This is a genomic window from Prosthecobacter sp. (assembly GCF_044222345.1).
In the GTDB taxonomy this organism is placed as follows: Bacteria; Verrucomicrobiota; Verrucomicrobiia; order Verrucomicrobiales; family Verrucomicrobiaceae; genus Prosthecobacter.
In genome coordinates this window covers 39,028-62,963 of record NZ_JBGANL010000009.1, presented here as the reverse complement: position 1 = coordinate 62,963, position 23,936 = coordinate 39,028, and the positions used below count along the sequence as shown (strand labels likewise).

The 23,936-nt window shown below is 60.3% G+C and carries 18 protein-coding genes; 16 read left to right on the top strand and 2 right to left on the bottom strand.

Features of this window, described 5'->3' with window-relative positions; translation table 11 throughout:
* The first annotated feature begins 175 nt into the window (after positions 1–175).
* From ACILSL_RS07325 to ACILSL_RS07305, 5 genes are all read left to right on the top strand, one after another.
* The gene (locus ACILSL_RS07325) at positions 176–4,366 is read left to right on the top strand and encodes a PVC-type heme-binding CxxCH protein (protein ID WP_395731351.1); all 4,191 of its coding nucleotides are present in this window, start codon (positions 176–178) and stop codon (positions 4,364–4,366) included.
* Positions 4,367–4,497: 131 nt separating this feature from the next.
* Entirely contained in the window at positions 4,498–7,833 is a 3,336-nt protein-coding gene (locus tag ACILSL_RS07320; RefSeq protein ID WP_395731350.1) for a family 16 glycoside hydrolase, read from the top strand.
* 43 nt (positions 7,834–7,876) lie between these two features.
* Positions 7,877–8,164 (top strand): hypothetical protein, encoded by a 288-nt coding sequence (locus ACILSL_RS07315; RefSeq protein ID WP_395731349.1) that lies wholly within the window; start codon positions 7,877–7,879, stop codon positions 8,162–8,164.
* A complete protein-coding gene (locus tag ACILSL_RS07310) occupies positions 8,161–9,555 on the top strand; it encodes a sulfatase (protein WP_395731348.1) in 1,395 nt (464 codons plus the stop codon). Before ACILSL_RS07315 ends, ACILSL_RS07310 begins: the two co-directional genes overlap by 4 nt.
* A gap of 94 nt (positions 9,556–9,649) precedes the next feature.
* Complete coding sequence (locus ACILSL_RS07305; protein WP_395731347.1) at positions 9,650–10,792, top strand: cytochrome P450; 1,143 nt, start codon at positions 9,650–9,652, stop codon at positions 10,790–10,792.
* Between the two features lie 4 nt (positions 10,793–10,796).
* Here ACILSL_RS07305 and ACILSL_RS07300 read toward each other — a convergent pair whose 3' ends face one another.
* Positions 10,797–11,270 (bottom strand): hypothetical protein, encoded by a 474-nt coding sequence (locus tag ACILSL_RS07300; RefSeq protein WP_395731346.1) that lies wholly within the window; start codon positions 11,268–11,270, stop codon positions 10,797–10,799.
* A gap of 113 nt (positions 11,271–11,383) precedes the next feature.
* Here ACILSL_RS07300 and ACILSL_RS07295 point away from each other — a divergent pair, with 113 nt between their 5' ends.
* The 7 genes from ACILSL_RS07295 (at position 11,384) to ACILSL_RS07265 (ending at position 21,003) form a co-directional block, all read left to right on the top strand.
* The gene (locus tag ACILSL_RS07295; RefSeq protein ID WP_395731345.1) at positions 11,384–12,811 is read left to right on the top strand and encodes a sulfatase; all 1,428 of its coding nucleotides are present in this window, start codon (positions 11,384–11,386) and stop codon (positions 12,809–12,811) included.
* A 53-nt stretch (positions 12,812–12,864) separates the two neighbouring features.
* Positions 12,865–14,283, top strand: a complete 1,419-nt coding sequence (locus ACILSL_RS07290; RefSeq protein ID WP_395731344.1) for a sulfatase — start codon at positions 12,865–12,867, stop codon at positions 14,281–14,283.
* A 22-nt stretch (positions 14,284–14,305) separates the two neighbouring features.
* Entirely contained in the window at positions 14,306–15,703 is a 1,398-nt protein-coding gene (locus ACILSL_RS07285; RefSeq protein WP_395731343.1) for a sulfatase-like hydrolase/transferase, read from the top strand.
* The gene (locus ACILSL_RS07280; protein WP_395731342.1) at positions 15,700–17,463 is read left to right on the top strand and encodes a sulfatase; all 1,764 of its coding nucleotides are present in this window, start codon (positions 15,700–15,702) and stop codon (positions 17,461–17,463) included. The genes ACILSL_RS07285 and ACILSL_RS07280 overlap by 4 nt, the downstream gene beginning before the upstream one ends.
* The gene (locus ACILSL_RS07275) at positions 17,460–19,346 is read left to right on the top strand and encodes a sulfatase (RefSeq protein WP_395731341.1); all 1,887 of its coding nucleotides are present in this window, start codon (positions 17,460–17,462) and stop codon (positions 19,344–19,346) included. The genes ACILSL_RS07280 and ACILSL_RS07275 overlap by 4 nt, the downstream gene beginning before the upstream one ends.
* Positions 19,347–19,408: 62 nt before the next feature.
* A complete protein-coding gene (locus ACILSL_RS07270) occupies positions 19,409–20,080 on the top strand; it encodes a phytanoyl-CoA dioxygenase family protein (protein WP_395731340.1) in 672 nt (223 codons plus the stop codon).
* 14 nt (positions 20,081–20,094) lie between these two features.
* Complete coding sequence (locus tag ACILSL_RS07265; RefSeq protein ID WP_395731339.1) at positions 20,095–21,003, top strand: GH25 family lysozyme; 909 nt, start codon at positions 20,095–20,097, stop codon at positions 21,001–21,003.
* On the opposite strand, the gene ACILSL_RS07260 is transcribed toward ACILSL_RS07265, so the two are convergent.
* The gene (locus ACILSL_RS07260; protein ID WP_395731338.1) at positions 21,004–21,897 is read right to left on the bottom strand and encodes a LysR family transcriptional regulator; all 894 of its coding nucleotides are present in this window, start codon (positions 21,895–21,897) and stop codon (positions 21,004–21,006) included.
* A 122-nt stretch (positions 21,898–22,019) separates the two neighbouring features.
* On the opposite strand from ACILSL_RS07260, the gene ACILSL_RS07255 reads away from it, so the two are divergent.
* From ACILSL_RS07255 to ACILSL_RS07240, 4 genes are read left to right on the top strand one after another with little or no spacing between them, the layout of a single operon-like run.
* Complete coding sequence (locus tag ACILSL_RS07255; RefSeq protein ID WP_395731337.1) at positions 22,020–22,391, top strand: DsrE family protein; 372 nt, start codon at positions 22,020–22,022, stop codon at positions 22,389–22,391.
* A gap of 35 nt (positions 22,392–22,426) precedes the next feature.
* Positions 22,427–22,870: a DUF5069 domain-containing protein gene (locus tag ACILSL_RS07250; protein WP_395731336.1), complete on the top strand. Its 444-nt coding sequence runs from the start codon at positions 22,427–22,429 to the stop codon at positions 22,868–22,870.
* A 27-nt stretch (positions 22,871–22,897) separates the two neighbouring features.
* Positions 22,898–23,503, top strand: coding sequence for a pyridoxamine 5'-phosphate oxidase family protein (locus ACILSL_RS07245; RefSeq protein ID WP_395731335.1), 606 nt, complete (start codon positions 22,898–22,900; stop codon positions 23,501–23,503).
* Positions 23,500–23,925: a DUF1348 family protein gene (locus ACILSL_RS07240; protein WP_395731334.1), complete on the top strand. Its 426-nt coding sequence runs from the start codon at positions 23,500–23,502 to the stop codon at positions 23,923–23,925. The genes ACILSL_RS07245 and ACILSL_RS07240 overlap by 4 nt, the downstream gene beginning before the upstream one ends.
* The last annotated feature ends 11 nt before the right edge of the window (positions 23,926–23,936 follow it).

Here is a 23,936-nt window from a genome sequence, read left to right as displayed (position 1 = left end):
TGTCACCTCGTGCACCCTCACCGATGCTGCCTGAGGCACCGACCCTTTCACCGTCACAGGCGGAGGTCTCCCATGCCTCCGTTCCAGCACATTTCTCACGCCCATCCCCCATTTTTATTGTCCGGTTTCTCCAGGCCGTGCGGTATAAGCATTCCCCGCCAGTTTTTTCCAACTCATGAAGCATCTCCTGTTCACCCTCCTCCTCCTCGGCTCGGTCGCATCCGCGCACGCGCAGGAATATCTCGAAGTCGCCGCCAATCCGGTTGGTGCCGGCAAAGGCAAAAAGATCGTCCTGGTGGCCGGTGACGAGGAGTACCACACCGAGGAGAGCATGCCCATGCTGGCCAAAATCCTGGCCAAGACCCACGGCTTTAACTGCATCGTGCTCTTCTCCACGGACGAAAAGGCGGGCTACATCGACCCCAACAACCAGAAGAACATCCGTGGCACCGAAATGCTGGATGACGCGGATCTCCTCATCATCGGCACCCGCTTCCGCCAGCTCCCCGACGAAAGCCTCGCGCACTTCGCCAAGTTCCTGAATTCCGGCAAGCCGGTCATCGGTTTCCGCACCGCCACCCACGCCTTCACCGGCAGCGCCAAAACCGGCGACTTCAAGTGGAGCGAATTCGGCCTGAAAATCCTCGGCGAAAAATGGGTGAGCCACCACGGACAGCATAAAAAAGAAGGCACCCGCAGCGTCGTCGTGGAGGCCAACAGCAAGAATGAAATCCTGCGCGGCGTGGGCGAGATCTTCTGCACCACGGACGTCTATGGCGCCCCCGATGTGAAGCCGGAGAGCGACACCATCCTCCTCCGCGGTGCCGTCACCGAGACCCTCGACCCAAAATCCAAGAACGTCGCAGGCTCGAAGAACGAGCCCATGCAGCCCATCGCCTGGCTGCATGACTACACCTCCCCGGACGGCAAGGCCAAAGGCCGCTCCTTCTGCACCACCATGGGTGCGTCGTTGGACTACACCGATGAAAATCTGCGCCGCCTCATCGTCAATGCCGTGCACTCCCTGTTGAAGCTGCCCGTCGCCGCCAAGGCGGATGTCGCCTTCATCGATCCCTTCAAACCCACCGCCTTCGGTTTCACCAAGGACGCCAGCTACTTCAAGCAGCGCAATCTGAAACCCGGCGACTTCGCCACCGGCAGCAGCCCTTCCATGGGCGTGCCCGAAGACAAATCCAAGCCAACAGCCGCCAAGAAGCCTGACGCGAAAAAGCAGGAAGAAGTCAAAGCCCCGCACCAGCCCAGCGTCGAACCAGTCGCAGCCACCTCCGCACGTCCCCAGGCTGTCGCACCACCGAGCAAAGGCGAGCACATCGTGCTCGTCGGCAACGGCCTCGCCGAGCGCGACACCTGGTACAGCCGCATCGAGACCGAACTGCAGCTCCGCTACCCAGACCGCCAACTCTTCTTCCGCAACATGGGCCACGTCGGAGACACCCCCGGCTTCCGCCCCCATCCCTCCCGCGCTTCCCAATGGGCCTTCCCCGGTGCGGAGAAGTTCCATCCGGACAAACCCATCCACAACGGCCAGGGCTTCTACGCCACGCCCGACCAGTGGCTCACCCATCTGCAGGCAGACACCATCGTCGGCTTCTTTGGCTACAACGAATCCTTCGACGGCCCGTCCAAAGTGGGCAATTTCGAAGCCGAACTCGATGCCTGGGTCGTCCACACCCTGAGCAAGGCCTACAACGGCAAGACCGCTCCCCGTGTCGTGCTTGTCAGCCCCATCGCCTACGAAAACCAGAGCGCGAAACGCGACCTGCCCAAGGGCGATGTCGAAAATTCCAACCTGCTTCTCTATGCGAGCGCCATTGAAAAAGTCGCCAAGAAGCACGGCCTCACCTACATCGACCTCTTCACCCCCACGCAGGAAATCGAAGCCAAGGGCGGCGAGTTCTTCACCACCGGCGGCTTCATTCCGACGGACAAAGGTTACGCGGAAGTGGCCAAGATGCTCGCCACCGGCCTCTACGGTCACGCCAGCTACGAGTCGAAGGCAGATCCCAAGCGGGTGCACGAGGCGGTGAAGGAAAAAGACTGGTTCTGGAACACCGACTACAACATCCTCAACGGCGTTCACGCCCACGGTCGCCGCTACAATCCCTACGGCCCGCAAAACTACCCGGATGAAGTGGCGAAGAGCCGCGAGATGACTGCGCTGCGCGACAACCTCATCCACGCCGTCGCCACTGGCAAAACCACCGAACTCAAGGTGGACGACAGCAAGACCCACGCCCTGCCCCCCGTGCCAACGAACTACGTGCCGAGCGTCAAGAACGGCAGCGAGAAGTACCTCTATGGCGAAGACGCCCTGAAGTCCCTCAAAGTCCCAGAAGGCTACAAGGTGGAGCTGTTCGCTTCCGAAAAAGAGTTCCCCAATCTCGCCAACCCGATGCAGATGTCCTTCGACAACAAGGGCCGTCTCTGGGTCGCCACCATGCCGACCTACCCGCACTACAAGCCCGGCGATGCCATGCCGGATGACAAGATCCTCATCTACGAAGACACCAACAACGACGGCAAGGCCGACAAGGAAACCGTCTTCGCCGACAAGCTGCACCTGCCCATCGGCTTCGAATTCACCACCGAAGGCGTCTATGTCACCCAGGAGCCCAATCTCGTCCTGCTGCGCGACACCAATGGCGACGACAAGGCCGACAGCATGGAGATCGTCCTCGGCGGCTTTGACACGCATGACACCCACCACGCCATCAGCGCCTTCACCGCCGATCCCAGCGGCGCCTTCATGCTGTGTGAGGGCGTCTTCCTCCACTCCAACGTCGAGACTCCCTACGGCCCCGTGCGCTGCGTCGATGGTGGCTTCTTCCGCTACAGCCCGCAGCGCGGCATGCTGGAGCGCACCATCCAGATGAGCATCCCCAATCCCTGGGGCTTCGTCTTTGACCAGTGGGGTCAGGACTTCCTGCTCCACACCTCCGGCACCACCATGAACTGGGCCCTGCCCGTCGAAGTGAAGCCCACCTTTGGCAGCAAGACCCCCTCCACCGCCGACCTCGTGCCGGACGGCCACAAAGTGCGCCCCACCAGCGGCCTGGAGATCGTCTCCTCCCGTCACTTCCCCGACGAAGTGCAGGGCGACCTCATCTATTGCAACGCCATCGGCTTCCTTGGCATCAAGCAGGTCAAAATCGAAGACAGCGGCACCGGCTGGAAAACCGCCCACCGCCAGGATCTGCTCGTCAGCACGGACGGCAACTTCCGCCCCGTCGATCTTGAATTCGCCCCCGATGGCTCCCTTTACGTCATCGACTGGCACAACGTGCTCATCGGCCACATGCAGCACAACGCCCGCGATCCCCTGCGCGACCACGTGCATGGCCGCATCTACCGCATCACCTATTCCGGTCGCCCGCTCGTGAAACCAGCACCCGTCGCCGGTGCCCCGCTCAAGACCCTCTTCGAAGACCTCAAGGAACCCGAACTCCGCACCCGCTACCGTGCCCGCCGCGAACTGCGCGCCCGCGATGCCAAGGAAGTGCTCCCCGCCATCAAGACCTGGGCCGCAGACCAAAAGGACACCCACGCCAAACTCGAAGCCCTCTGGGTCACCTGGGGTCTGAACGAGGCTGATGAAGGACTCCTGCGCGAGATGCTCGCCTCCCCCGACTTCCACGCCCGGGCCGCCGCCGTCCGTGTGCTGCGCTACAACACCCACCGCATCGCCGATCACGTCGCCCTGCTTGAAAAAGCCGCCGCTGATGAACACGGCCGCGTCCGCCTCGAAGCCGTCGTCGCCGCCTCCTGGCTGCCGAACATTCCCGCCGCCAAAAACATCGTCGCAATCGCCGCCAAGCTGCCGCAGGATGACTGGAACAAGGCCGCCATCAAAACCGCAGCCGACCGCCTTGCCGGCATCGCCGAAATCGTGAAGCCCGAGCACCCCGTCATTCAGCCGCCTGCTTACCTGAGCGACGCCGCGAAAAAGCAGTTCAAATTCGGCCAGGAAATCTACTTCCGCGAAGGCCACTGCGTCACCTGCCATCAGCCCAACGGCGCCGGCCTTGATCCCGCCTTCCCCAGCATCGTCAGCAGCCCCTGGGTCACCACCGACCGCGACCGCCTCATCAAGATCGCCATGTACGGTCTCATGGGCCCCCTCAAAGTCGGCAACAAGGAATACAACGGCCAGGTCCCCATGACGCCCTTCGGCGGCATGCTCAAAGACGAGGAAATCGCCAGCGTCCTCACCTTCGTCCGCAACCACTTCGGCAACAAAGCCGACCCCATCACCGCCGCCGAAGTCAAAGCCATCCGCGACGCCAACCCCGGCCGCATGATGCTCTACACCACCGATGAACTGCTGAAGCAGCACCCGATGAAGTAAGCAGCAGATACAAAACCAATGATCCCTCAACGCCGGGCCCTCACAGGCCCGGCGTTGTCGTTTTGCTGAATCCGACACAACCTTTGCTGGCAGTTTTTGACAGACGGGCGCGTTTATCCACGCGCTCAACCATGAACCGTCTCCTTTTTCTATCCCTCCTGTTCACCTCCTTCGCCTCCGCGCAGGACGGTTTCAAACCGCTCTTCAACGGCAAAGACCTCACCGGCTGGGATGGCAATCCAGAACTCTGGAGCGTCGAAGACGGTTGCATCACCGGCAAGACCACAGGTCTCGAACAGCTCAGCTACAACCAGTTTCTCATCTGGCGCGGCGGCAAAGTGAAGAACTTTGAACTGCACGCGAAGATCAAAGAAACGGGCAACAACACCGGCATCCAGTACCGATCCAAGGAACTCCCCGAAAACGGCAAATGGTCCATCGGCGGCTACCAGTGCGACATTCATCCGGCCCATCCGAACAACGCAATGGTCTATGAGGAACGCGGGCGCGGCATCATCGTTCAGAACGGCCAGGGCGTGGTGATCGATCCCGAGGGCAAGCGCTGGCTCGCCTCCGAGCATGAACCGGTGAAGGTGGACATCGCCCAATGGCATGAGTACACCGTCATCGCACAGGGCAATCATTTGATTCACAAGATCGACGGCAAGGTGACGATCGACCTGCTCGACTTCGAAGAATCGAAGCGCGCCTTTGAAGGCTTGCTCGCCTTCCAGATTCATCGCGGCCCGGCCATGAACGTACAGATCAAGGATGTCATGCTCAAGGAACTGCCGGACGGTGGTGTGATCTCGTTTGAGAAATCCGCCATCCCCAGCGACGCACAGATCATCGAGGCCAAAGCACCGGCGAAGGGCAAGGGTAAAGGCAAAGCCCAGCCACCCGCACCAGCTCCAGCCAAGGGAGATGCCAAAGGCAAGAACGCGGCCGCTAAGGCCAAGCCAAAGCGCCCGGATGCGGTCGGTCCGGCCATCGGTGCCAATGTGGCCACACCGGTCACGAACATCAAAACCCTGCCGGATTTCAAGGTGGAGCTGCTCTATTCCGTGCCCGGCGGCGAAGAGGGCTCCTGGGTGAACCTTTGCACGGACGACAAAGGCCGCATTTATGCCAGTGATCAGTATGGCGGTCTTTATCGCTTCAAGATGCCCGCTCCAGGCCAGACGCTGAGCCCGGCCGATGTGCAGAAAGTCCCCGCAGAGATCCGTGCGGTGAACGGCATGCTGTTTGCCTTTGGCGCGCTCTATGTGGGCGTGAACGACTACGAAAAGAAGATCCCCAGCGGGCTCTATCGCATCACGGACAGCAACAATGACGACATGCCAGACAAGGTGGAGCTGCTGCGCGCGATTGATTCCGGCGGCGACCACGGCGTGCACGCGGTGCTCCTCACGCCCGACGGCAAAGGCCTGTATCTCATCACGGGCAACAACGCCGTGCTCACCGAAACCGTCCCGACCTCGCCCGTGCAGAAGCTTTGGGGCGACGACCACCTGCTGCCACGCATGCCTGACGGTCGCGGTCACAATCGCCACGTCATGGCCCCGGGCGGGAATGTGTATCGAGTTTCGCCTGATGGAAAAGAATTCATCCAGTTCGCCAACGGCTTCCGCAACATCTTCGACGGCGGCGTGAACCGTGACGGCGAGCTCTTCGTCTATGACGCGGACATGGAGTATGACTTCAACACTTCGTGGTATCGCCCGACGCGCATCAACCACGTCGTCAGCGGTGCGGAATTCGGCTGGCGCAATGGCGCGGGCAAATACCCTGAGTTCTACTATGACAGCCTGCCCGCCACGCTGAACATCGGTCCCGGCTCGCCCACGGGCTGCACCTTTGGCTACGGCGCAAAGTTCCCCGCGAAATACCAGGACGCCTTTTACGCGCTCGACTGGAGCTGGGGCAAAATCTACGCCGTGCATCTCACGCCCAGCGGCTCCACTTACACCGCCACGAAGGAAGAATTCGTCACCGGCGGCCCGCTGCCAGTCAGCGATGCCATCATCGGCCAGGACGGCGCGATGTACTTCACCATCGGCGGCCGCCGCGTGCAGTCGGGACTCTATCGCGTGACTTACACCGGGAAGGAATCGACCGCCCCGGTGACATCCAAGCCACAGATCACACGCGCCAGCGAACTGCGTCGTGAGCTTGCCGCCTATCATGGCAAAGCCGACCCGAAAGCCGTCGCCTTCGCCTGGCCTCATCTCAGTGACAAGGACCGCTTCATCCGCAGCGCCGCACGTACCGTGCTGGAGCACAATCCCATCACAGAATGGGAGACCAAGGCGCTCAATGAGAAGAACGCCACCGCGCAGCTCGAAGCCCTGCTGGCTCTGACACGGATGACCGGCGTGTGTCCAACGCATCGTACTCCCGATCACGTCGTGAATACCGCCATGCGCGACAAGCTCTGGGCCGCGCTGCTGAAGCGCGACTTTAAGAAGCTCAACAACGAACAGCGCATGGCCTACGTGCGCCTCGCCGAGATCGTGCTGCATCGCTTTGGCAATCCCGACGACGCCACCGTGGCCGCGATCATCGCCAAGCTCGACCCGGCTTATCCAGCGGACAACTTTGAGCTCAACTGGCTGCTCACCGAAACACTGGCCTATCTCCAGGCACCGAACGCCGCCGCGAAAGGCATGGCCCTCATCGCTGCCGCTGAAAGTCAGGAACCTCAGATCGAATACGCCCGCAGCCTGCGCTTCCTGAAGACCGGCTGGACCAAGGAACTCCGCACCCAGCAGCTTGAGTTCTTCCTCAAAGCCGCCAACTACAAAGGCGGCAGCAGCTTCGCCATCTTCATCGACTTCATTCGCAAAGACTCGCTGGCAACCTTCACGCCGGAGGAAAACGCGCAGCTTGCCGAGCTCATCGCGAAGAAACCCGAGGTGAAGAGCGCCATCGAAAACGTCGGCGCCATGTTCGTGGGCCGCACGCCGACGATGTGGACGCTCGATGAACTCAGCGCCGCCGCCAAGACCGGCATGAAGAAGCGCAGCTTCGAAAACGGCCGCAAGATGTTTACCGCCGCCGCCTGCTACACCTGCCACCGCTTCGGCAACGCCGGCGGCATGACCGGCCCGGACCTCACCGGTGCCGGCGGCCGCTACAGCCCGCACGATCTGCTCGATCAGATCATCAACCCCAGCAAGGTCATCAACGAGCAGTTCGCCCCCATCATCGTCACCAAAAACGACGGCAGCGTGATGAGCGGCGTGGTGGTGAACCTGAGCGGCGACGGCGTCACCCTCAACACCGACCTGACCGACCCCAACCAGCGCGTGAACGTGGACCGCAAGGAAGTGAAGAGCATCGAACTCAGCACCGTCTCCCCCATGCCACCGATGCTCCTCGCCATGCTCAAGAAGGACGAAATCCTCGACCTTCTGGCCTACGTGCTGAGCGGCGGGGACAAGGCGAATGCGATGTTTGGGAAGTAGCTTTAATTGGCAACCAAGCCGGTTCTAGCCACCCTCATCCAGGATGAATCGTTGGATTAAAGAACTTAAAAATGTGCTGGTGGCCATTGCTGCCCTTGGCTTTCTGGCGCTCGTTTGGCTTTTTCTCACTCAGGTGATCGCAATCGCATTCGCTGTGTTGATCGGTTTCATTGTAACCGTCTCCAGCGAATGGAAAAGCGGCTTGTTAGCAGGAATCATCGCCTATGCCCTCGTTATGAAAGTCGCATGGTATTTGGAAATCTACGACATGATTGGGTTTCCTGCCAAAAAGCGGACAAAGCCAGATCGTCAAAATCCACCCTCCTCATGAAGCACCTTCTACTGTTCTTCGCCCTTTGCTCTCCGCTCTTCGCCTCGGAGAAACCCAACATCCTCGTCATCGTCGCGGATGATCTCGGTTACGCGGACATTGGTGTGCATGGCGGCAAGGTGGTGCCCACGCCGAACATTGATGCGCTGGCGGCCAGCGGCGTGCGCTGTACAAACGGCTATGTCACCGCGCCGTATTGCAGCCCTTCACGGGCGGGATTTCTCACGGGCAAATCGCAAACGCGTTTCGGCCATGAGTTCAATCCCCACGTCGGCGATGAGGCGAAGCTGGGGCTGCCGCTGGATCAGCGCACCATTGCCAACGTGCTGCACGAGGCGGGCTACGCGACCTCCCTCATCGGCAAATGGCACCAGGGGTTTGATGCGGCGCATCATCCGCTCTCGCGTGGCTTTGACGAGTTCCTGGGATTCCTCGTCGGCGGGCACAATTTCCTCCTGCACAAGGATGCCGAGCCCGAATTCGGCTCCGCGCATTCGCACAACATGATCTACCGAGGCCGCGAGCTGCAGCATCTCGACGGCTACACAACGAATCTCTTCACCGATGAAGCCCTCGGCTTCATGAACCGCCATGCGCCGAAGCCTTGGTTTCTCTACCTCGCCTACAATGCCGTGCACACACCGCTGGAGATCGCCGACAAACTCAAGGACCGCATTCCAGCAGATGTCACAGATCCGAATCGCCGTGGTTATCTCTCGCTGCTCCTGGGGCTGGACGATGACATCGGTCGCATCACTGCTGAACTCAAAGCGAAGCACCCCAACACCCTCGTGTTCTTCTTCAGCGACAACGGCGGCTCCGGTCGAAAGCCTTTCTTTGCCTACAACACTGGCGTCAACACGCCGCTGCGTGGCGACAAAGGCCAGACTCTCGAAGGCGGCATCCGCGTGCCTTTCTTTGTGAGCTGGCCGGGCAAGCTGCCCGCTGGCAAAACCTACGACCAGCCGGTGAGCGCCATGGACATCCTGCCCACCACGTGCGCCATCACCGCCGCGAAGCAGCCCGATGGCGTGGAAGGCGTGAATCTCCTGCCGCATCTCAAAGGCGAAGTCTCCACACCGCCGCATGACATGCTCGCCTGGCGCTTCGGTCCGCAGAAAGCGATTCGCCAGGGAAACTGGAAGCTGGTGGATGTGCGCGACATGGAGGCCAAGTCCGAGTCCGGCTGGCAGCTCTATGATCTGAGCACCGACATTGGCGAGGAGCACAATCTTGCCGCCTCCAAGCCCGAGCTTGTTGCCAAACTTTCCAAGGTTTGGGAGGAGTGGAACGCCAAGAACATCGCTCCGCAGTGGCATGGCAGCCCCTACGAAGATCCCACCGCGCCGCAGAAGCCTGCGGCAAAGGCTGGCAAGGTGAAAAAGAAGTGAGCAAACGGCCTTAGCACAGGTCGCAGGCATCATCCTACAAAGAGCAAAGGTTGCACTGAAAGCAGCCCGCGTTCAGCGTTTGATTCATTCTCCTATGCCCGCCTTCTCCGACCCTTTCCGCGAAGTCCGCACCGCGTCCGGTGTACTCAAGTGTCCCTTTCACGGTGAAGACATCACCATGATCCTGCGCCATGAGGACGTGCGCAAGGCGGCGAAGGACTGGCAGACCTTCAGCTCTGACGCGCCTTTCCGTGTGCCGATCCCTTCGGAGGAGGCTGTGCGCACCATGCGCCAGCTTCCCATCGAGACCAATCCGCCGGAGCACACCGAATACCGCGCCATCGTGGAGCCGTTTTTCCAACGTGCCAAAGAACCTGCGGTGATCGCGCAGGTGGAGGCGCTGATGGACGGCATGCTCACGGTGGCGCTGGGCCGTGAGTCGATCGAGATCGTCAATGAGTTCGCGCTGCCCATCCAGTCACGCGCTCTGACCCACCTGCTCAATGTGCCTGCTTCTGAGGGTGAGACGTGGATCGGCTGGGGCATCCATGTCTTCAAAGTCACTGGCGGTGAGTTTAAAAAGGGCAATGTGCTGGAAGACTACCTCCATGCGCAGTTTGACCGCGCCGAGGCGAATCCCGGACAAGACTTTTTCAGCGCTCTCACGCAGGCGGAGTATCGCGGACGCAAACTCACCCGCGAGGAGATGATGGGCTTTGCCAACCTCGCCTTCGCCGGAGGTCGTGACACGATCATCCACACCATTTCCTGCGCGCTGGGTTATCTCGCAGAATATCCTGAAGCGCTTGAATTTCTTCGCCAAGACCCCAAGCGCATCACCCTCGCCAGTGAAGAGTTCTTCCGCGTCTTCATGCCACTCACCCACATCGGCCGTGTCTGTCCCGCAGACACGGATGTGAATGGCACCACCGTCAAAGCCGGCGACCGCATCTCCCTCGCCTGGGCCTCCGCCAACTTCGACTCCACCGCCTTCCCGCAGCCCGAGGAGTTCCGCCTCGACCGCAAACCCAACCCGCATCTCTCCTTCGGTTTCGGTACGCACCTCTGCCTCGGTGCCCCGCACGCCCGCCTCATCCTTCGCACCCTGCTTCGTCTGTGCTGTGAGCGCGTGAAGCGCATCAGCATTCTCAAAGCCGAAGAACGCGTCGAACACGAAGCCAAGTTTGACCGCACGCTCGGCTACAACTCACTGACGGTGAAGATTGAAGCTCTCTAAGAACTCACCACCCGATCAGCCGCGTGATCGCAGCCCGCAGCGCGGTTTCGAGAATCACCGCCTCGGCGTGCGTGACGGGAATGGTGACCTTCTTCACGCTTTTCGACGCCGCATCCTGGCGTGACATGCTCATGAAATACGGAGCCTTCTGCGGATCATCACGGAAGTTCAGCTCAAAGGCGCTGTTGGCTTTCTCTGACTGATGAAAGAGCTTCGCCTGCTCCTGGCGGCCCTGCAGCGTGGCCAGCACGGTGCCCAGATCAGAGAGGCCCCACTTCATGGTGATCTTCTGCTCCCAGTCGAACTGCTTCTCACCGCTCTGCGACGCCGCATCCACAAACACGGCCCCTTTGCTGCGATTGAACTCAAACCGGATCACGCCTCCAGTGCCCCGGCCATTGGGTTTGTAGATGGCGTATTCAGCGGCCTGCTTGGTAGCAGCAGCATTCGAGGAACCGGCAGTCGATTTCGAGGTCATGCGGTGAAATGCTAAAATGACGTTCTTTGAATGACAAGCCTGCATGCTGAATCCGACACACTATTTGCTGAGATGTCCGGACAGACCCGTTCGTTACACGCGCACCATCCACCATGCATCGTGTCCCGGCCATTCTCGTTTTGTCATTTGTCAGCGTGCTCTCGTCATTCGCAGCGGAGCTGCGCCCGAACATCCTTTTCATTCTCACTGAAGATCAGGGCGCACACATGGGCGCTCTGGGTACGACTGATGTCAAAACACCTCACATGGATGCGCTGGCGGCCAGCGGGGCGTTGTTTCGCCGGGCCTACGTGGGCTATCCAGTCTGCTCAGCCTCAAAGGCCTGCATCATGACCGGCCTGCACTCGCACACAAACGGCCTGGTCAACAACACCAACAATTACCTGAAGCCCGCCGCCAAACTCACAGAGGCGGAGAAACAAGCTCCACCTTACCTGCACACCCGGATTCGCTCTCAGGGCAAGACGATGGTCGAGGTGCTCGCTGCGCAGGGCTATCACACCGCCGTGAGCGGCAAGCTCCACGTTTCTCCGAACGAACGCTTTCCCTACAACGACTTCATCCCAAAGGCAGGCTCCAAGCAGGCCCTCACCGATGTCATCACCCGGGCGGCGGGCAAGCCGTGGTTCTTTCTCCACAACAGCACGACCTATACTCACCGGCCGTTTGTGAACAGCGAGAAGCTGTCCATCACGATCGATCCCAAGAAAGTGAAACTGCCCGCGCATCTGCCAGACACACCCGTCGCACGTCGCGACTGGGCGGAGTATCTCGACGGCGTGCAGCACAACGACCAGATCGTCGGCGAAGTCATGGCCACGCTGCGGGAGTCCGGTCAGGAAGCGAACACCCTCGTCATCTTCATGGGGGATCACGGCCCGGCCTACCAGCATGGCAAGATGACACCGTTTCATCTGGGCCTGCACATTCCGCTCGTCATTCGCCTTCCCGGAGGCAAGCCGCTTGTGAGCGATGCATTGGTCAGTGAGCTCGACCTCTTGCCCACTCTGCTGGATCTGCTCGGGATTCATTATGATTCACCTCTTCATGGCATCAGCCTCAGACCCCTGCTTGAAGCCAAGCCAGACGCCAAAGGGCACGACTTCATCTTCAGTGAGGTCTCCGGCCGCTCCTTGAACCAGCAGCGCGGCATGGAGGAGCGCAGTGTGATCGACGCCACGCATCAGCTCATTGTGCGCAGCCACCTTGACGAGCCCAAGGTCATCAATGCCGACCTCCGCGACATGAAGCCCTGGATCAATCGCATCTACGGTGAGACCGTGCGCGTCAAAGCCCAGTTTCCCGAGGCCTTTCGCATCCTGCAGGAGATGGACCCGCATGCTCTCGGTGGAAAGCCACCTCTGATCGAGCTCTACGATCTTCAAAGCGATCCCGACGAGCTTCACAACCTGGCTGCCGACCCCGCGCAGCGTCAACACCTCGAACGTCTCTATGCTGCCCTGAGACAATGGCACGCAGACACTCAGGACAACGCCATGATTTTACCGCAGCTGCCTTGAAGGGCATCTATTCAACTACCCGCCAGCATTTGCTGAGATGTTGCCTCAAAATCATGCGTTACCGGCTCATGTTCATCAAACCTTTCGTGCTCCTGGCAGCACTCCTGAGCCTGCCGCTTTGTGCTGCCGACAAACCCGCGCCGCCCAACATCGTCGTCTTTATTTCAGACGATCACAGCATGCTGGACTCCGAGCCCTATGGATCCACGGACATTCGCACACCGAACATGACAAAGCTGGCGGCGGAGGGCATGAAGTTCACGCATGCGTTTGTCGCCACACCGGCCTGCGGACCGAGCCGCACGGCGTTGTGCACGGGCCTGTGGCCGGCGCGCAATGGCGCGGAGCCGAATCACAAGGCGAAGAATCCTGATGTGCTCTCCCTGCCGCCGGCGCTGCATGCGCTGGGGTACGAAGTCGCGGCGTTTGGCAAAGTCGCGCATGGGAATTACGGCAAGGACCACGGTTTCGATGTCCTGGGCGGCAATCAGATCGGAGACAGCGACACGGTGGAGGTCGCGAAATTTCTCAACACCCGCGATGCCACCAAGCCGCTCTGCCTGTTCTTCGGCACGCGGCACCCACATGTGCCCTGGGGTGAGAATGCAGGCTATGATCCGGCTGCATTGCAGCTGCCGCCCAAGCATGTGGACACAGCGGAAACCCGCGAACAACGCGCCCGCTACTGCTCGGACATTACTCGTGCCGACTCCCTGCTCGGTGAACTGCGGGCGCTGGCGAAGGACAAGGTGAAGGGAGACACGCTCTTCATCTACACCGCCGATCACGGTGCGCAGTGGCCGTTTGGCAAATGGAACCTCTACGACTCGGGCATCCGCATCCCGTTCATCGCGGAGTGGCCGGGGCATCTGTCGCCGGGTTCGAGCAGCGATGCCATGATCGCCTGGCCGGACATGCTGCCCACCTTCATCGAACTCGGTGGTGGCACGGTGCCGGAGGGCATTGATGGCAGATCGTTTGCCGCCGTGCTGAGGGGCAAAGCTACGACGCATCGCGACCGCATCTTCACCACACACAGCGGCGATGGTGACTTCAATGTGTATCCCATCCGCAGCGTGCGCACGCAGGACTGGAAGTATATCCGCAACCTGCATCCCGAGTTTCAACACCATTCTCACATCTCGCGCTCAAGCAACGTGACCAGCGGGCTCAACTACTGGCAAAGCTGGCTCGCTGCGGCGGAGACCAGCCCGGATGCCGCGGCCAAGATTAAGCGGTACTCAGTGCGGCCTGCGGAGGAACTGTACGATCTGAAGAGTGATCCGAACGAGCTGCACAATCTCGCCGCCGACCCCGCGCAGGCGGAACGACTCCAGCAACTGCGTGCGGATCTGGACGCCTGGATGCAGCAGCAGGGAGACAAGCAGACCGTCTTTGGCAAACCTCTGCTGATCGGCGAACCGGTGACGATGGTCGATCCTGGTGCTGGCAAAAAGAAGAAGGCCAAATGACTGCTCATTTTTATTCTCTCCCATGAAAATCATCACACTCCTCTTTTCATCGTTACTCCTTTGGGCCTCGTCCTTCGCTGCCGAGAAACAGCCGAACATCGTCTTCCTGCTCATCGATGATCTCGGCTACGCCGACTGCGGCTTCAATGGCGGCAAAGACATCCACACGCCGAACATCGACAAACTTGCGGCTGCGGGCACGGTGCTGGAATCTCTCTACGTGCAGCCGGTGTGCTCGCCCACGCGCGCGGCACTAATGACGGGCCGCTACGCCACGCACACAGGCGTTTACACCATCGTGCGTCCGCATGCCACCTGGGGTCTGCCGCTGACGGAGCGCACGCTGGCGAATGCGCTGCATGATGCGGGCTACGCCACCGCCATCACCGGCAAATGGCACCTCGGCGAATTCGAGCCCGCCTACCTGCCCACTGCACGCGGCTTTGACCACCACTACGGCCACTACTTTGGCATGCTCGACTACTTCACCCACCTGCGCGGCCAGGATCTCGACTGGTATCGCGACGGCAAACAAATCAAAGAGGAAGGCTACACCACGCATCTCCTGGCACGCGAGGCCTGCCGTACCATCACGGAGAAGGACAAAAACAAACCGCTCTTTCTTTATGTGCCATTCAATGGAGTACACGGCCCCTTCCAGGTGCCGGACGACTACCTCAAATCCTACGGCACGCTCACGGGCAACCGGCAAAAGCTCGCAGGCATGCTGGCGGCGGTGGACGAGGCCATCGCGCAGATCGTAACCGCGCTGGAAAAAAGCGGCGAGCGCGAGAACACGCTGATCATTTTTTCCACCGACAACGGCGGCCCGCCACCCGGAGACAACACCCCGCTGCGCGGCTTCAAAGGCAGCATCTACGAAGGCGGTGTGCGCGGCTGCGCTTTTGCCAACTGGCCCGGCCACATCCCCGCAGGCAGGCGTATCAAAGAGCCCATGCATACGGTGGACTGGTATCCCACGCTGGTGAAGCTGGCCGGCGGATCGCTGGAGCAGAAGACCGCACTGGATGGCAAAGACGTGTGGCCCATGCTCACGCAGGACGCGCCCTCGCCGCATGATGCCATCCTGTGTGTGCAGTCCCCCACGGTGGCCGCTCTGCGCATGGGCGACTGGAAGCTCGTGATGAACGGCGGACACAACGACAACGAAGACGCCCCCAAGGCGAAAGGTAAAGGCAAGAAAGGAAAAGCGAAGGCCGCTGAGTCCGGTGAAACTCTTGCGCTCTACAACCTCGCAACGGACATCGGCGAGAAGGAAAACCTTGCTGCGAAAGAGCCTGAACGCACGGCCACCATGCGTGCGCGCCTGGCCGAGTTTCTCAAAGACGCGGTGGCCCCAGGCCAGATGGGACACGAGGCCACAGCCTTGATCGAGCAGCCAAAGAAAAAACGCCCATGAAGCATCTCCTCATCTATTGCCTATGCCTCAGCAGCTTCGTTGCTTTAACCACTGCCGCCGAGAAACCCAACATCATCGTCATCTACACGGATGATCACGGCTTTGCCGATCTCGGCATTCGTGGCGTGGAGAAGGATGTGAAGACGCCGCATCTGGATGCGCTGGCCCGCAGCGGCGTCATCGCCAAGAACGGCTACAGCACCGCGCCGCAGTGCGTGCCTTCACGAGGTGGACTGATGACGGGAAAGTTTCAGGGACGTTTCAATCTTGATAACAACGGTTCCGCGCTGGATGGCTTCAACAAGGAGACCACCATCGCCACGAGGTTGCAAAACGCGGGCTACACCACGGCGCAGTTTGGCAAATGGCACCTCGGCCCGCAGAGCGAGATCACAAAGCATGGTTTCAAACATGTGTATTCACAGCACGGGCAGCAGAAGTTTCCCGCCAACATCACGGTGGAGGGCAAGGACCGGCCCATGGGTGACATGCCGCCGGAGCTGTATCACGTCGATGGCAGTGCAAAGGCCGCCGCGTCAATCATCGAGCGCTGCAAGGACAAGCCGTTCTTTCTCTACCTTGCCTTTCGTGCACCGCACACGCCGCTGGATGCGCCGCAGGCGTACAAGGATCGCTTTCCCGGCGAGATGCCTGAGCGCCGCCGTGCCGCGCTGGGCATGCTGGCTGCGGTGGATGATGGCGTGGGGCTCGTCACGAGCACTCTGAAGAAAAACGGCCTCACGGAAAAGACGCTCATCTTCTTCATCGGCGACAACGGCGCCCCGCTCAAGATTCACAAGACCGACTCGCCGCTGCAGGGCGATGCCGGCGGCTGGGATGGCAGCCTGAACACGCCGCTGAATGGCGAGAAGGGCATGCTTAGCGAAGGAGGCATGCATGTGCCGTTTCTCATCGCATGGCCGGGCACGATCTCCGGGGGGCAGACCTATGAGCACCCGGTGAGCGCGCTGGATGTCGCAGCCACGGCGGTGGCTGTGGCGGACGCTTCCGTGAAGCACGGCGACCTCGATGGCGTGAACCTCATCCCTTATCTCAAAGGGGAGATCACCACAGCACCCCATGAAGCGCTGATGTGGCGCTGGATGGCTCAGAGCGCTATCCGTGAAGGAAATTGGAAGCTTTTGCGTGGCGGGGAGCGCGAGTACCTCTACGATCTCTCCACGGATCTGGAGGAAAAGCACAACCTCGCTTCGCAGCACCCGGATATCGCCACGCGTCTGCGGGCGAAGCTCACGGCATGGTGCGCGGACCTTAATCCACCCGGACTCGCGCTCGGCCCGATGGCTCCTGTTTGGAACGATTATTTTGATTTCTATCTAGAGGGCAAACCGGTGCCGAAACCTGAAGCGAAACCAGATGCGGCGAAGAGCGAAACACAGGGCTGGATGGCACGCGGCGGCAAGCTCGTCAAAAAAGATGGCGTCCTCGTTCTCACGCCTGATTCTGGCGGCAAAGGCACATTCATTACCCACAGCCAGCTTAAGATCCCTGGTCCTGCGATCGCCAAGCTCACGCTGAAAACGGCAGCTTCAGGCCCGGCGGCCGTCGCGTGGCGAGTGGATGGAGACAAAGATTTTCTTCCCGCAAATCGCGCGTCGTTTGAAGTGAAAACCAGCGACGACTGGCAGACACATGAAGTGCCCATTCCCGCCAAAGGACGCGTCATCCACGTGCGCGTGCATCTGCCCGCAGGCCCCGCCGAGTTTCGCATGATTGAACTCCAACCCGCTTCCCGATGATCCAGTTTTTGCTCTGCTTCCTTGTTCTGTGTCCTGCGCTCTTCGCTGCGACGAACAAGCCGAATGTGATTGTCATCCTGGCCGATGATCTCGGCTGGAGTGACACGACGTTGTATGGAACGACCAAGTTTTACGAGACACCCCATATGGAGCGTCTGGCGAAGCGTGGCATGACTTTCACGCGGGCCTATTCGGCCAGTCCGCTGTGTTCACCCACGCGTTCGGTGCTTCTGACCGGGCAGAGTCCGGCGCGAACAGGGATCACCACGCCCAATTGCCACATGCCGCAGGTGGTGCTGGAGGCGACCGTGGCCAAGAAGGGGCCGCCCAATCAGAAGGTGGTGCAGCCAAATCCACCGACACGATTGAAGACCGAATACCGCACGCTGGCGGAGACGCTGCACGATGCGGGCTATGCCACCGGGCATTTTGGGAAATGGCATCTCGGGCCGGAGCCTTACTCGCCTTTGCAGCAGGGATTTGATGTGGATGTGCCGCATCATCCAGGGCCGGGGCCGGCCGGCAGCTACGTGGCACCGTGGAAGTTTGCGGATTTTGACGCGGATCCAGATGTGCCGGATCAGCACATCGAAGACCGCATGGCCAAGGAAGCGGTGCAGTTCATGGAAAAGCACAAGGGCGGGCCGTTTTTCCTGAACTACTGGATGTTCAGCGTGCATGCGCCGTTTGATGCGAAGAAGGCGCTGATCGAAAAATATCGCACCCATGTGAACCCTGCCGATCCTCAGCATAGCCCGACGTATGCGGCGATGGTGGAGAGCATGGATGACGCCATCGGCATGCTGCTGGATGCGCTGGACAGGCTCAAGATCGCGGACAACACGATCATCATCTTCACCTCCGACAATGGCGGGAACATGTATGACAAGGTGGATGATACGACACCCACCAGCAACGTGCCGCTGCGCGGTGGCAAGGCTTGCATGTTCGAAGGCGGTACGCATGTGCCGGGAATCATTGTCTGGCCCGGCATCACCGCCGCTGGCAGCTACAGCCATGCGCTGGTGCAGAGCGAGGATTATTACCCCACGCTGCTCGAAGGTCTGGCACTCAAGGCCGCACCTGAGCAGCACTTTGACGGCAGCAGCCTTCTGCCAGCGCTGAAAGGTGGCGGGCTGCCAGGCAAGGCGATCTTCCAGTACTTCCCGCACTATGGCACGGTGCCGGACTGGCTGCCGCCTGCGGTGTCTGTGCATCGCGATGACTGGAAGCTCATCCGCATTTTTCACGGCGGTGAGAACGGGTCGCATCGGCACCTGCTGTTTAATCTGAAGGATGATCTCAGCGAGAAGCACAATCTCGCCACGCAGAAGCCCGAACTTGTGACGGAGCTGGACGCGTTGATCGAAACCTTCCTCAAAGACACGCATGCCGTGGTGCCGGTGGTGAATCCAGCCTTTGATCCCAGGCAGTACCATCCGGAGCTGGAAGGCAGGCAGCAGCCCAAGATCAAGGCGAAAGCACCGGTCAAAGATGACAGCGATCCCGCGCTGCAAGGCTGGAAGGCCCGCGACTGCAAAGCGACGGTGAAGGACGGCATCGTGCGCGTGACGAAAATCGGCTCTGAATGCTTCCTCGGCTTCGGCGCCGGCAAGCACAGCGGCCCCAGCACCGCGATCTTCCGCATCAAGGCCAAACCCGGCACTTCACATTTCGACTGGCTTCCCGGAGGAGGCAAAGCGCAGCACGTGCCTTTCACCCTGAAGGGAAACGATTGGCAGGAAATCAGCGTATCAATTCCAGCGACCGGCCCGCTGGGCATCGTGCGACTTTATCTGCCCATGCAGGAGCATCCCGTCGAGATTGATTGGATCGAGCTTCGTTCTGCGGCTGGCGGCACGATGACGCGGACGGAGTTTTGAAGTTTCTCTGGAGGCCATGGCTGGCTTGCAAATGTGCAGGGAACAAGCAAGTCATCGGTTAAATGAACACCACATCCAGTCTGGACAACCGTGGATTCGCCATCGTACCCAAAGTGCTCGACGCTTCCGCATGTCATGCAATGGCATCCTTGCTTGGCAATGCAACTGGGGCAGGCACACGTGGCATGCTCAGCAATCCCAAGGTGGCCGAGTTTGCAAAGTCATCGCTGGCTGAATTGGTGCGTCCGCATTTGTCTTGCGGCCCCATGCCGGTGCGCGGCATCTATTTTGACAAACGGCCGGAAACCAACTGGCTCGTTGCGTGGCATCAAGACCTGACGCTGGCTCTCAAAGAACAAGTCGAGGTGACTGGGTTTGGACCCTGGAGCGTGAAAGAAGGTGTGCCGCATGTGCAGCCACCGATGCAGCTGCTGGAACAGATGCTCACGGCACGCCTGCACCTGGATGACACGGATTCGAGCAACGGTGCTTTGCGAGTTCTCTCTGGTACGCATCGGCTGGGGCGGCTGAGTGCAGAAGCGATCCAAAGCTGCCGTGAAACCCATGAAGAGGTTCTTTGTGAGGCCAAAGCCGGAGACGTTCTATTGATGCGTCCGTTGCTGCTGCATGCGTCCTCCCGTTCCTCCAGTGCAGGACGGCGCCGTGTGCTGCACATTGAATTCGCAGGTTTCCCGCTGCCAGCGCCTCTGGAATGGCATGAGGCTCCTTGCTAAACTCCCAAGAGTCCATGACTGATGCCGCAGACGAATACATTCCCATGAAACATCTTTTGCTCCTGCTTTTCCTTGCCCTTGCCAGTTGCACCACTCCGCAGCCCGGCGGCACACCGGGGAGCCTGCCGCCGTCTTCGTGGGGCCTGCCGCAGATCATCAATGTCTCGGCTTATGATCCGAAGGAGAAGCAGCGTGCCGGACAGGGCTATTCGGAGCATGATGTGTCGGCACTGCGGGCGAACGGGGCCAGTGGCCTGATCGCGCGGGCAGGCAAGGGCGGGAATCTGGATGAGAAGTGCGGAAACTTCCTCGCCGCGGCGGACCGCTCCGGATTGCTGCCGGGGGTTTATTACCGTCTGCAAAATCATGTGGATGCGGTGGCTCAGGCGGATCAATTCTGTGCACGCGCGCATTCGCTGGCACGGGGCCGCGCGTGGAACGCACCTGCGCTGCTGCTGTGCGCGGATTTTGATGCGAACTCGCGCCTCTCGGACATTCTGCGGTTCATGGACCGGGTGGAGTCGCGCACGGGTGTGGTGCCTGTCGCGTATCTGGAAAACAGCACGCATTTAAAGCAGCTCCTCAGCAGCGCGGATACAGCCACCAAAGCCAAGCTGCGGCGCATGCCCTACTGGCTGGCGCTGTATGCGCATGACAGCGGTGCAGGTCCGGTTTATCCCGCACCGGGAAGTCCGCATGGTCTGCTGCATCAATATCAGGTATGGTCAAACTGGACGCTGTGGCAGTATGGCGGTGTGGACTGGGGCCATGGGCGCTCGCAGCCGAAAGTGTACAACCACGGCATGCACCGCAACAGCCTCTATTTCGGCAATCTCGACCGGCCGGTGGAGCGCAATGTGTTCAATGGCTCGCATGCGGCGCTGCAGTCGTTCTGGCGGCAGCATGGGCTGCCCCTGCATTGATCAGCGCAGCGTGGACGCGACCTGCTTCAGTGCATCGACCAAAGTGCGTGTGGCGGCTGAGGCGCGTCCTTTCTGCCAGAGGACGATGAAGTCCCAGCGGGCCTTCTCATCGCTGACTGGCACGAAGGTCACACCGGGGTGCTGCAGCTTTTCAAAGTAGCCGGGCAGCAGCGTCACGCCTGACTCAGAGACGACTTGAGAAAGCACATTCGTGATGCCATCCACGACGATGGCGAAGCGCGGCTTGAACCCGGCCGTTTTGCACAGTTCGGCCGCCCAGCGGTTGCGCCCGGGCACCTGGTCTTCATCCACGCCGATGAAATCGCGGCCCTTCAGCTCTTTAAGCGCGATGCTTTTTCGCGCAGCGATTGGATCGCTGTCGGCCACTGCGACGCAGACGTGGAGCGAGCAGAGTTTGGCGCTGTGAAATTCACGCGCCGCCATCACGCCCTCCTGGCCGATGAGAGCGAGATCGAGTTCTCCAGCACGCAGGCCGTCGAGCTGCTCGCGTGGTGACATGTCGTGCAGCTTGAGTTTCACCTCTGGCTGTGATTTGCGCAGTTTTGCCAAGGCAGGGGTCAGCATGCTCTGGGCGGCAGAAAGCAGGTAGCCTACGCGCAGCTCGGAGCGCTCGCCGCGTGCCTGACGGCGAAGTTCAGACAGCGCGGTGTCATAGCTGGCGACCAGAGGGCTCATGGATTTCACCAGGGCATGGCCGAGACCGGTTGGCTTCACGCCGCTGGTTTCGCGCTCCAGCAGCTTGCCACCGATTTCGTTTTCCAGCGCCTGCATCTGCCGGCTCAGCGCAGGCTGGGTGATGCGCAGCCGTACGGCGGCGCGGTTGACGCTGCCTTCTTCGATCACGGTGAGCAGGGCGCGGATGCGGTCTATCATACCGCCGAGGGTATGCACATCTGGCATAACGGCAACAGAGAACCGGCATTACCCGCAGGCTCACCGGCGCGGCAGTATCCACTCGCTCACTCAAGAGCACATCAACCCAAACATACCCTCCCATGAAAATCGCAATCATCATCACCTCCGATCCTAAAAACGGCGAAGAAGCCCTTGGCCGCGCCTTCAATGCCCTTGCTCTTGCGGCGGAAGCTCAGGAAAAGAACGACGAAGTCAGTGTCGTGTTCGCCGGCACTGGCGTGCGCTGGGCTGCCGAATTCTCGAAGCCCACACATCCGGCGCACGGTCTCTACAATGCCGTGCGCCCCGCCATCGCCGGTGCCTCCTGCGGCTGCTCCAATGTCTTTGGCGCGACGAAGGAAGTCGAAGCCTGCGGACTGCCCGAGATCAAAGATTTCGCGCTGGCCGGCACTCCCGGCTTTGCGAGCATCCGCCGTTATCTGGCTGAAGGCTGGCAGACGCTCGTATTCTGAAATTTCATCATGTCTTCACTTCACTGGAACATCCCATGAACGCACCGAACCTCACTCAACGCGCCCCGCGCAGCCCGCGCGTCCGCCTCGGCGGGTACACCATCCTGCCACGCATGCTGGACAAAGCGCGAGCCACACTCGCCAGCACCAACGGTGAGTATGTCTATGACACTCCCAATGACGGCCACTTCTTCCGTTTCACCGGCATTCAGCCCGAAGCGCTGCTGGAGCAGGTGAAAAAGGGAGCGGGTGACTGGGAGGTGCTGGCGTGGGTGCGCGAAAAGGCGCCGCTGAAGCGCACGCCACTTGAGATCAATCAGTGGTCCGACTGGACTGAAACCGTGTCTTTCAACGATGTGGAGATGCGCGAATGGTTCACGGAGCAGATCAAACGCCTCAATCAGGCGCGCGAAGATCTGCGCGGAACCTTTGACTACCTTGATCTCGACGATTTTGTCAGCTTCGGCGGCGTCGCTTAAACAACCACCCCTCGCTCCACCTCGAATATGGCCGACCGATTCATGCATACCGTGCTCACGCCTGCCGTGTTCGAGGCGGAGCGTCATTACTATGGGCGGACCTATCCCGCCTTTGACTCCACGCCTGAGCCTGATGCGTTCACCGCATCAGAGGCGGAGTTCATCTCGAAGCGTGACTCGTTTTACATGGCCACCATCACGGAAAATGGCTGGCCGTATCTCCAGCATCGCGGCGGGGCGAAGGGTTTTTTGCGTGTGACCGGTCCCAATGAACTGATGTTCGCCGACCATGGCGGCAACCGCCAGATGATCAGCGTCGGGAGCCTGGCGAAGAATGACCGCGTGAGCCTCTTCCTCATGGACTACCCGGCGCGGGAGCGGTTGAAGATCCTTGGCCATGCGAAGGTGCTGGATGCGCGCGAGCATCCCGATCTCGTGGTCAAGATTGCTCCTCCCGGAGGGCATGCGGCCAGGGTGGAGAGAATCTTTGTCATCGACGTTTTATCCTATGACTGGAACTGCCCCAAATTCATCACCCCGCGCTTCACTGCGGCTGAAGTGCAAGATGCTGTCGCGCCGCTGAAGGCGCGCATTGCCGAACTCGAATCCCAACTCAAACTGCAAACACCATGAACCCTCGCCCACCCCTGCCACCATTCACTGAAGAATCGGCTATCAAGAAAGTCCAGGCCGCTGAAGACGCCTGGAACAGCCGCGATCCCGAGCGCGTTTCGCTGGCCTACACGCCTGACACCGAATGGCGGAACCGCGATGTCTTTCTCAATGGCCGTGCCGAAGTCGTCGAGTTTCTGAAAAAGAAGTGGGAAAGGGAGCAGGACTACCGGCTCAAGAAAACGCTGTGGGCCTTCACGGGAAACCGCATCGCCGTACGCTTTGAATACGAGTGGCATGATGCGGCAGGCCAGTGGTGGCGCAGCCATGGCAATGAGAACTGGGAGTTTGATGAGAATGGCTACATGGCCAGGCGCTACGCCAGCATCAATGATCAACCGATCCGCGAAGAGGAGCGTAAGCTTCGCTGGGAACGGGCTTGAAGGTCCGTGAC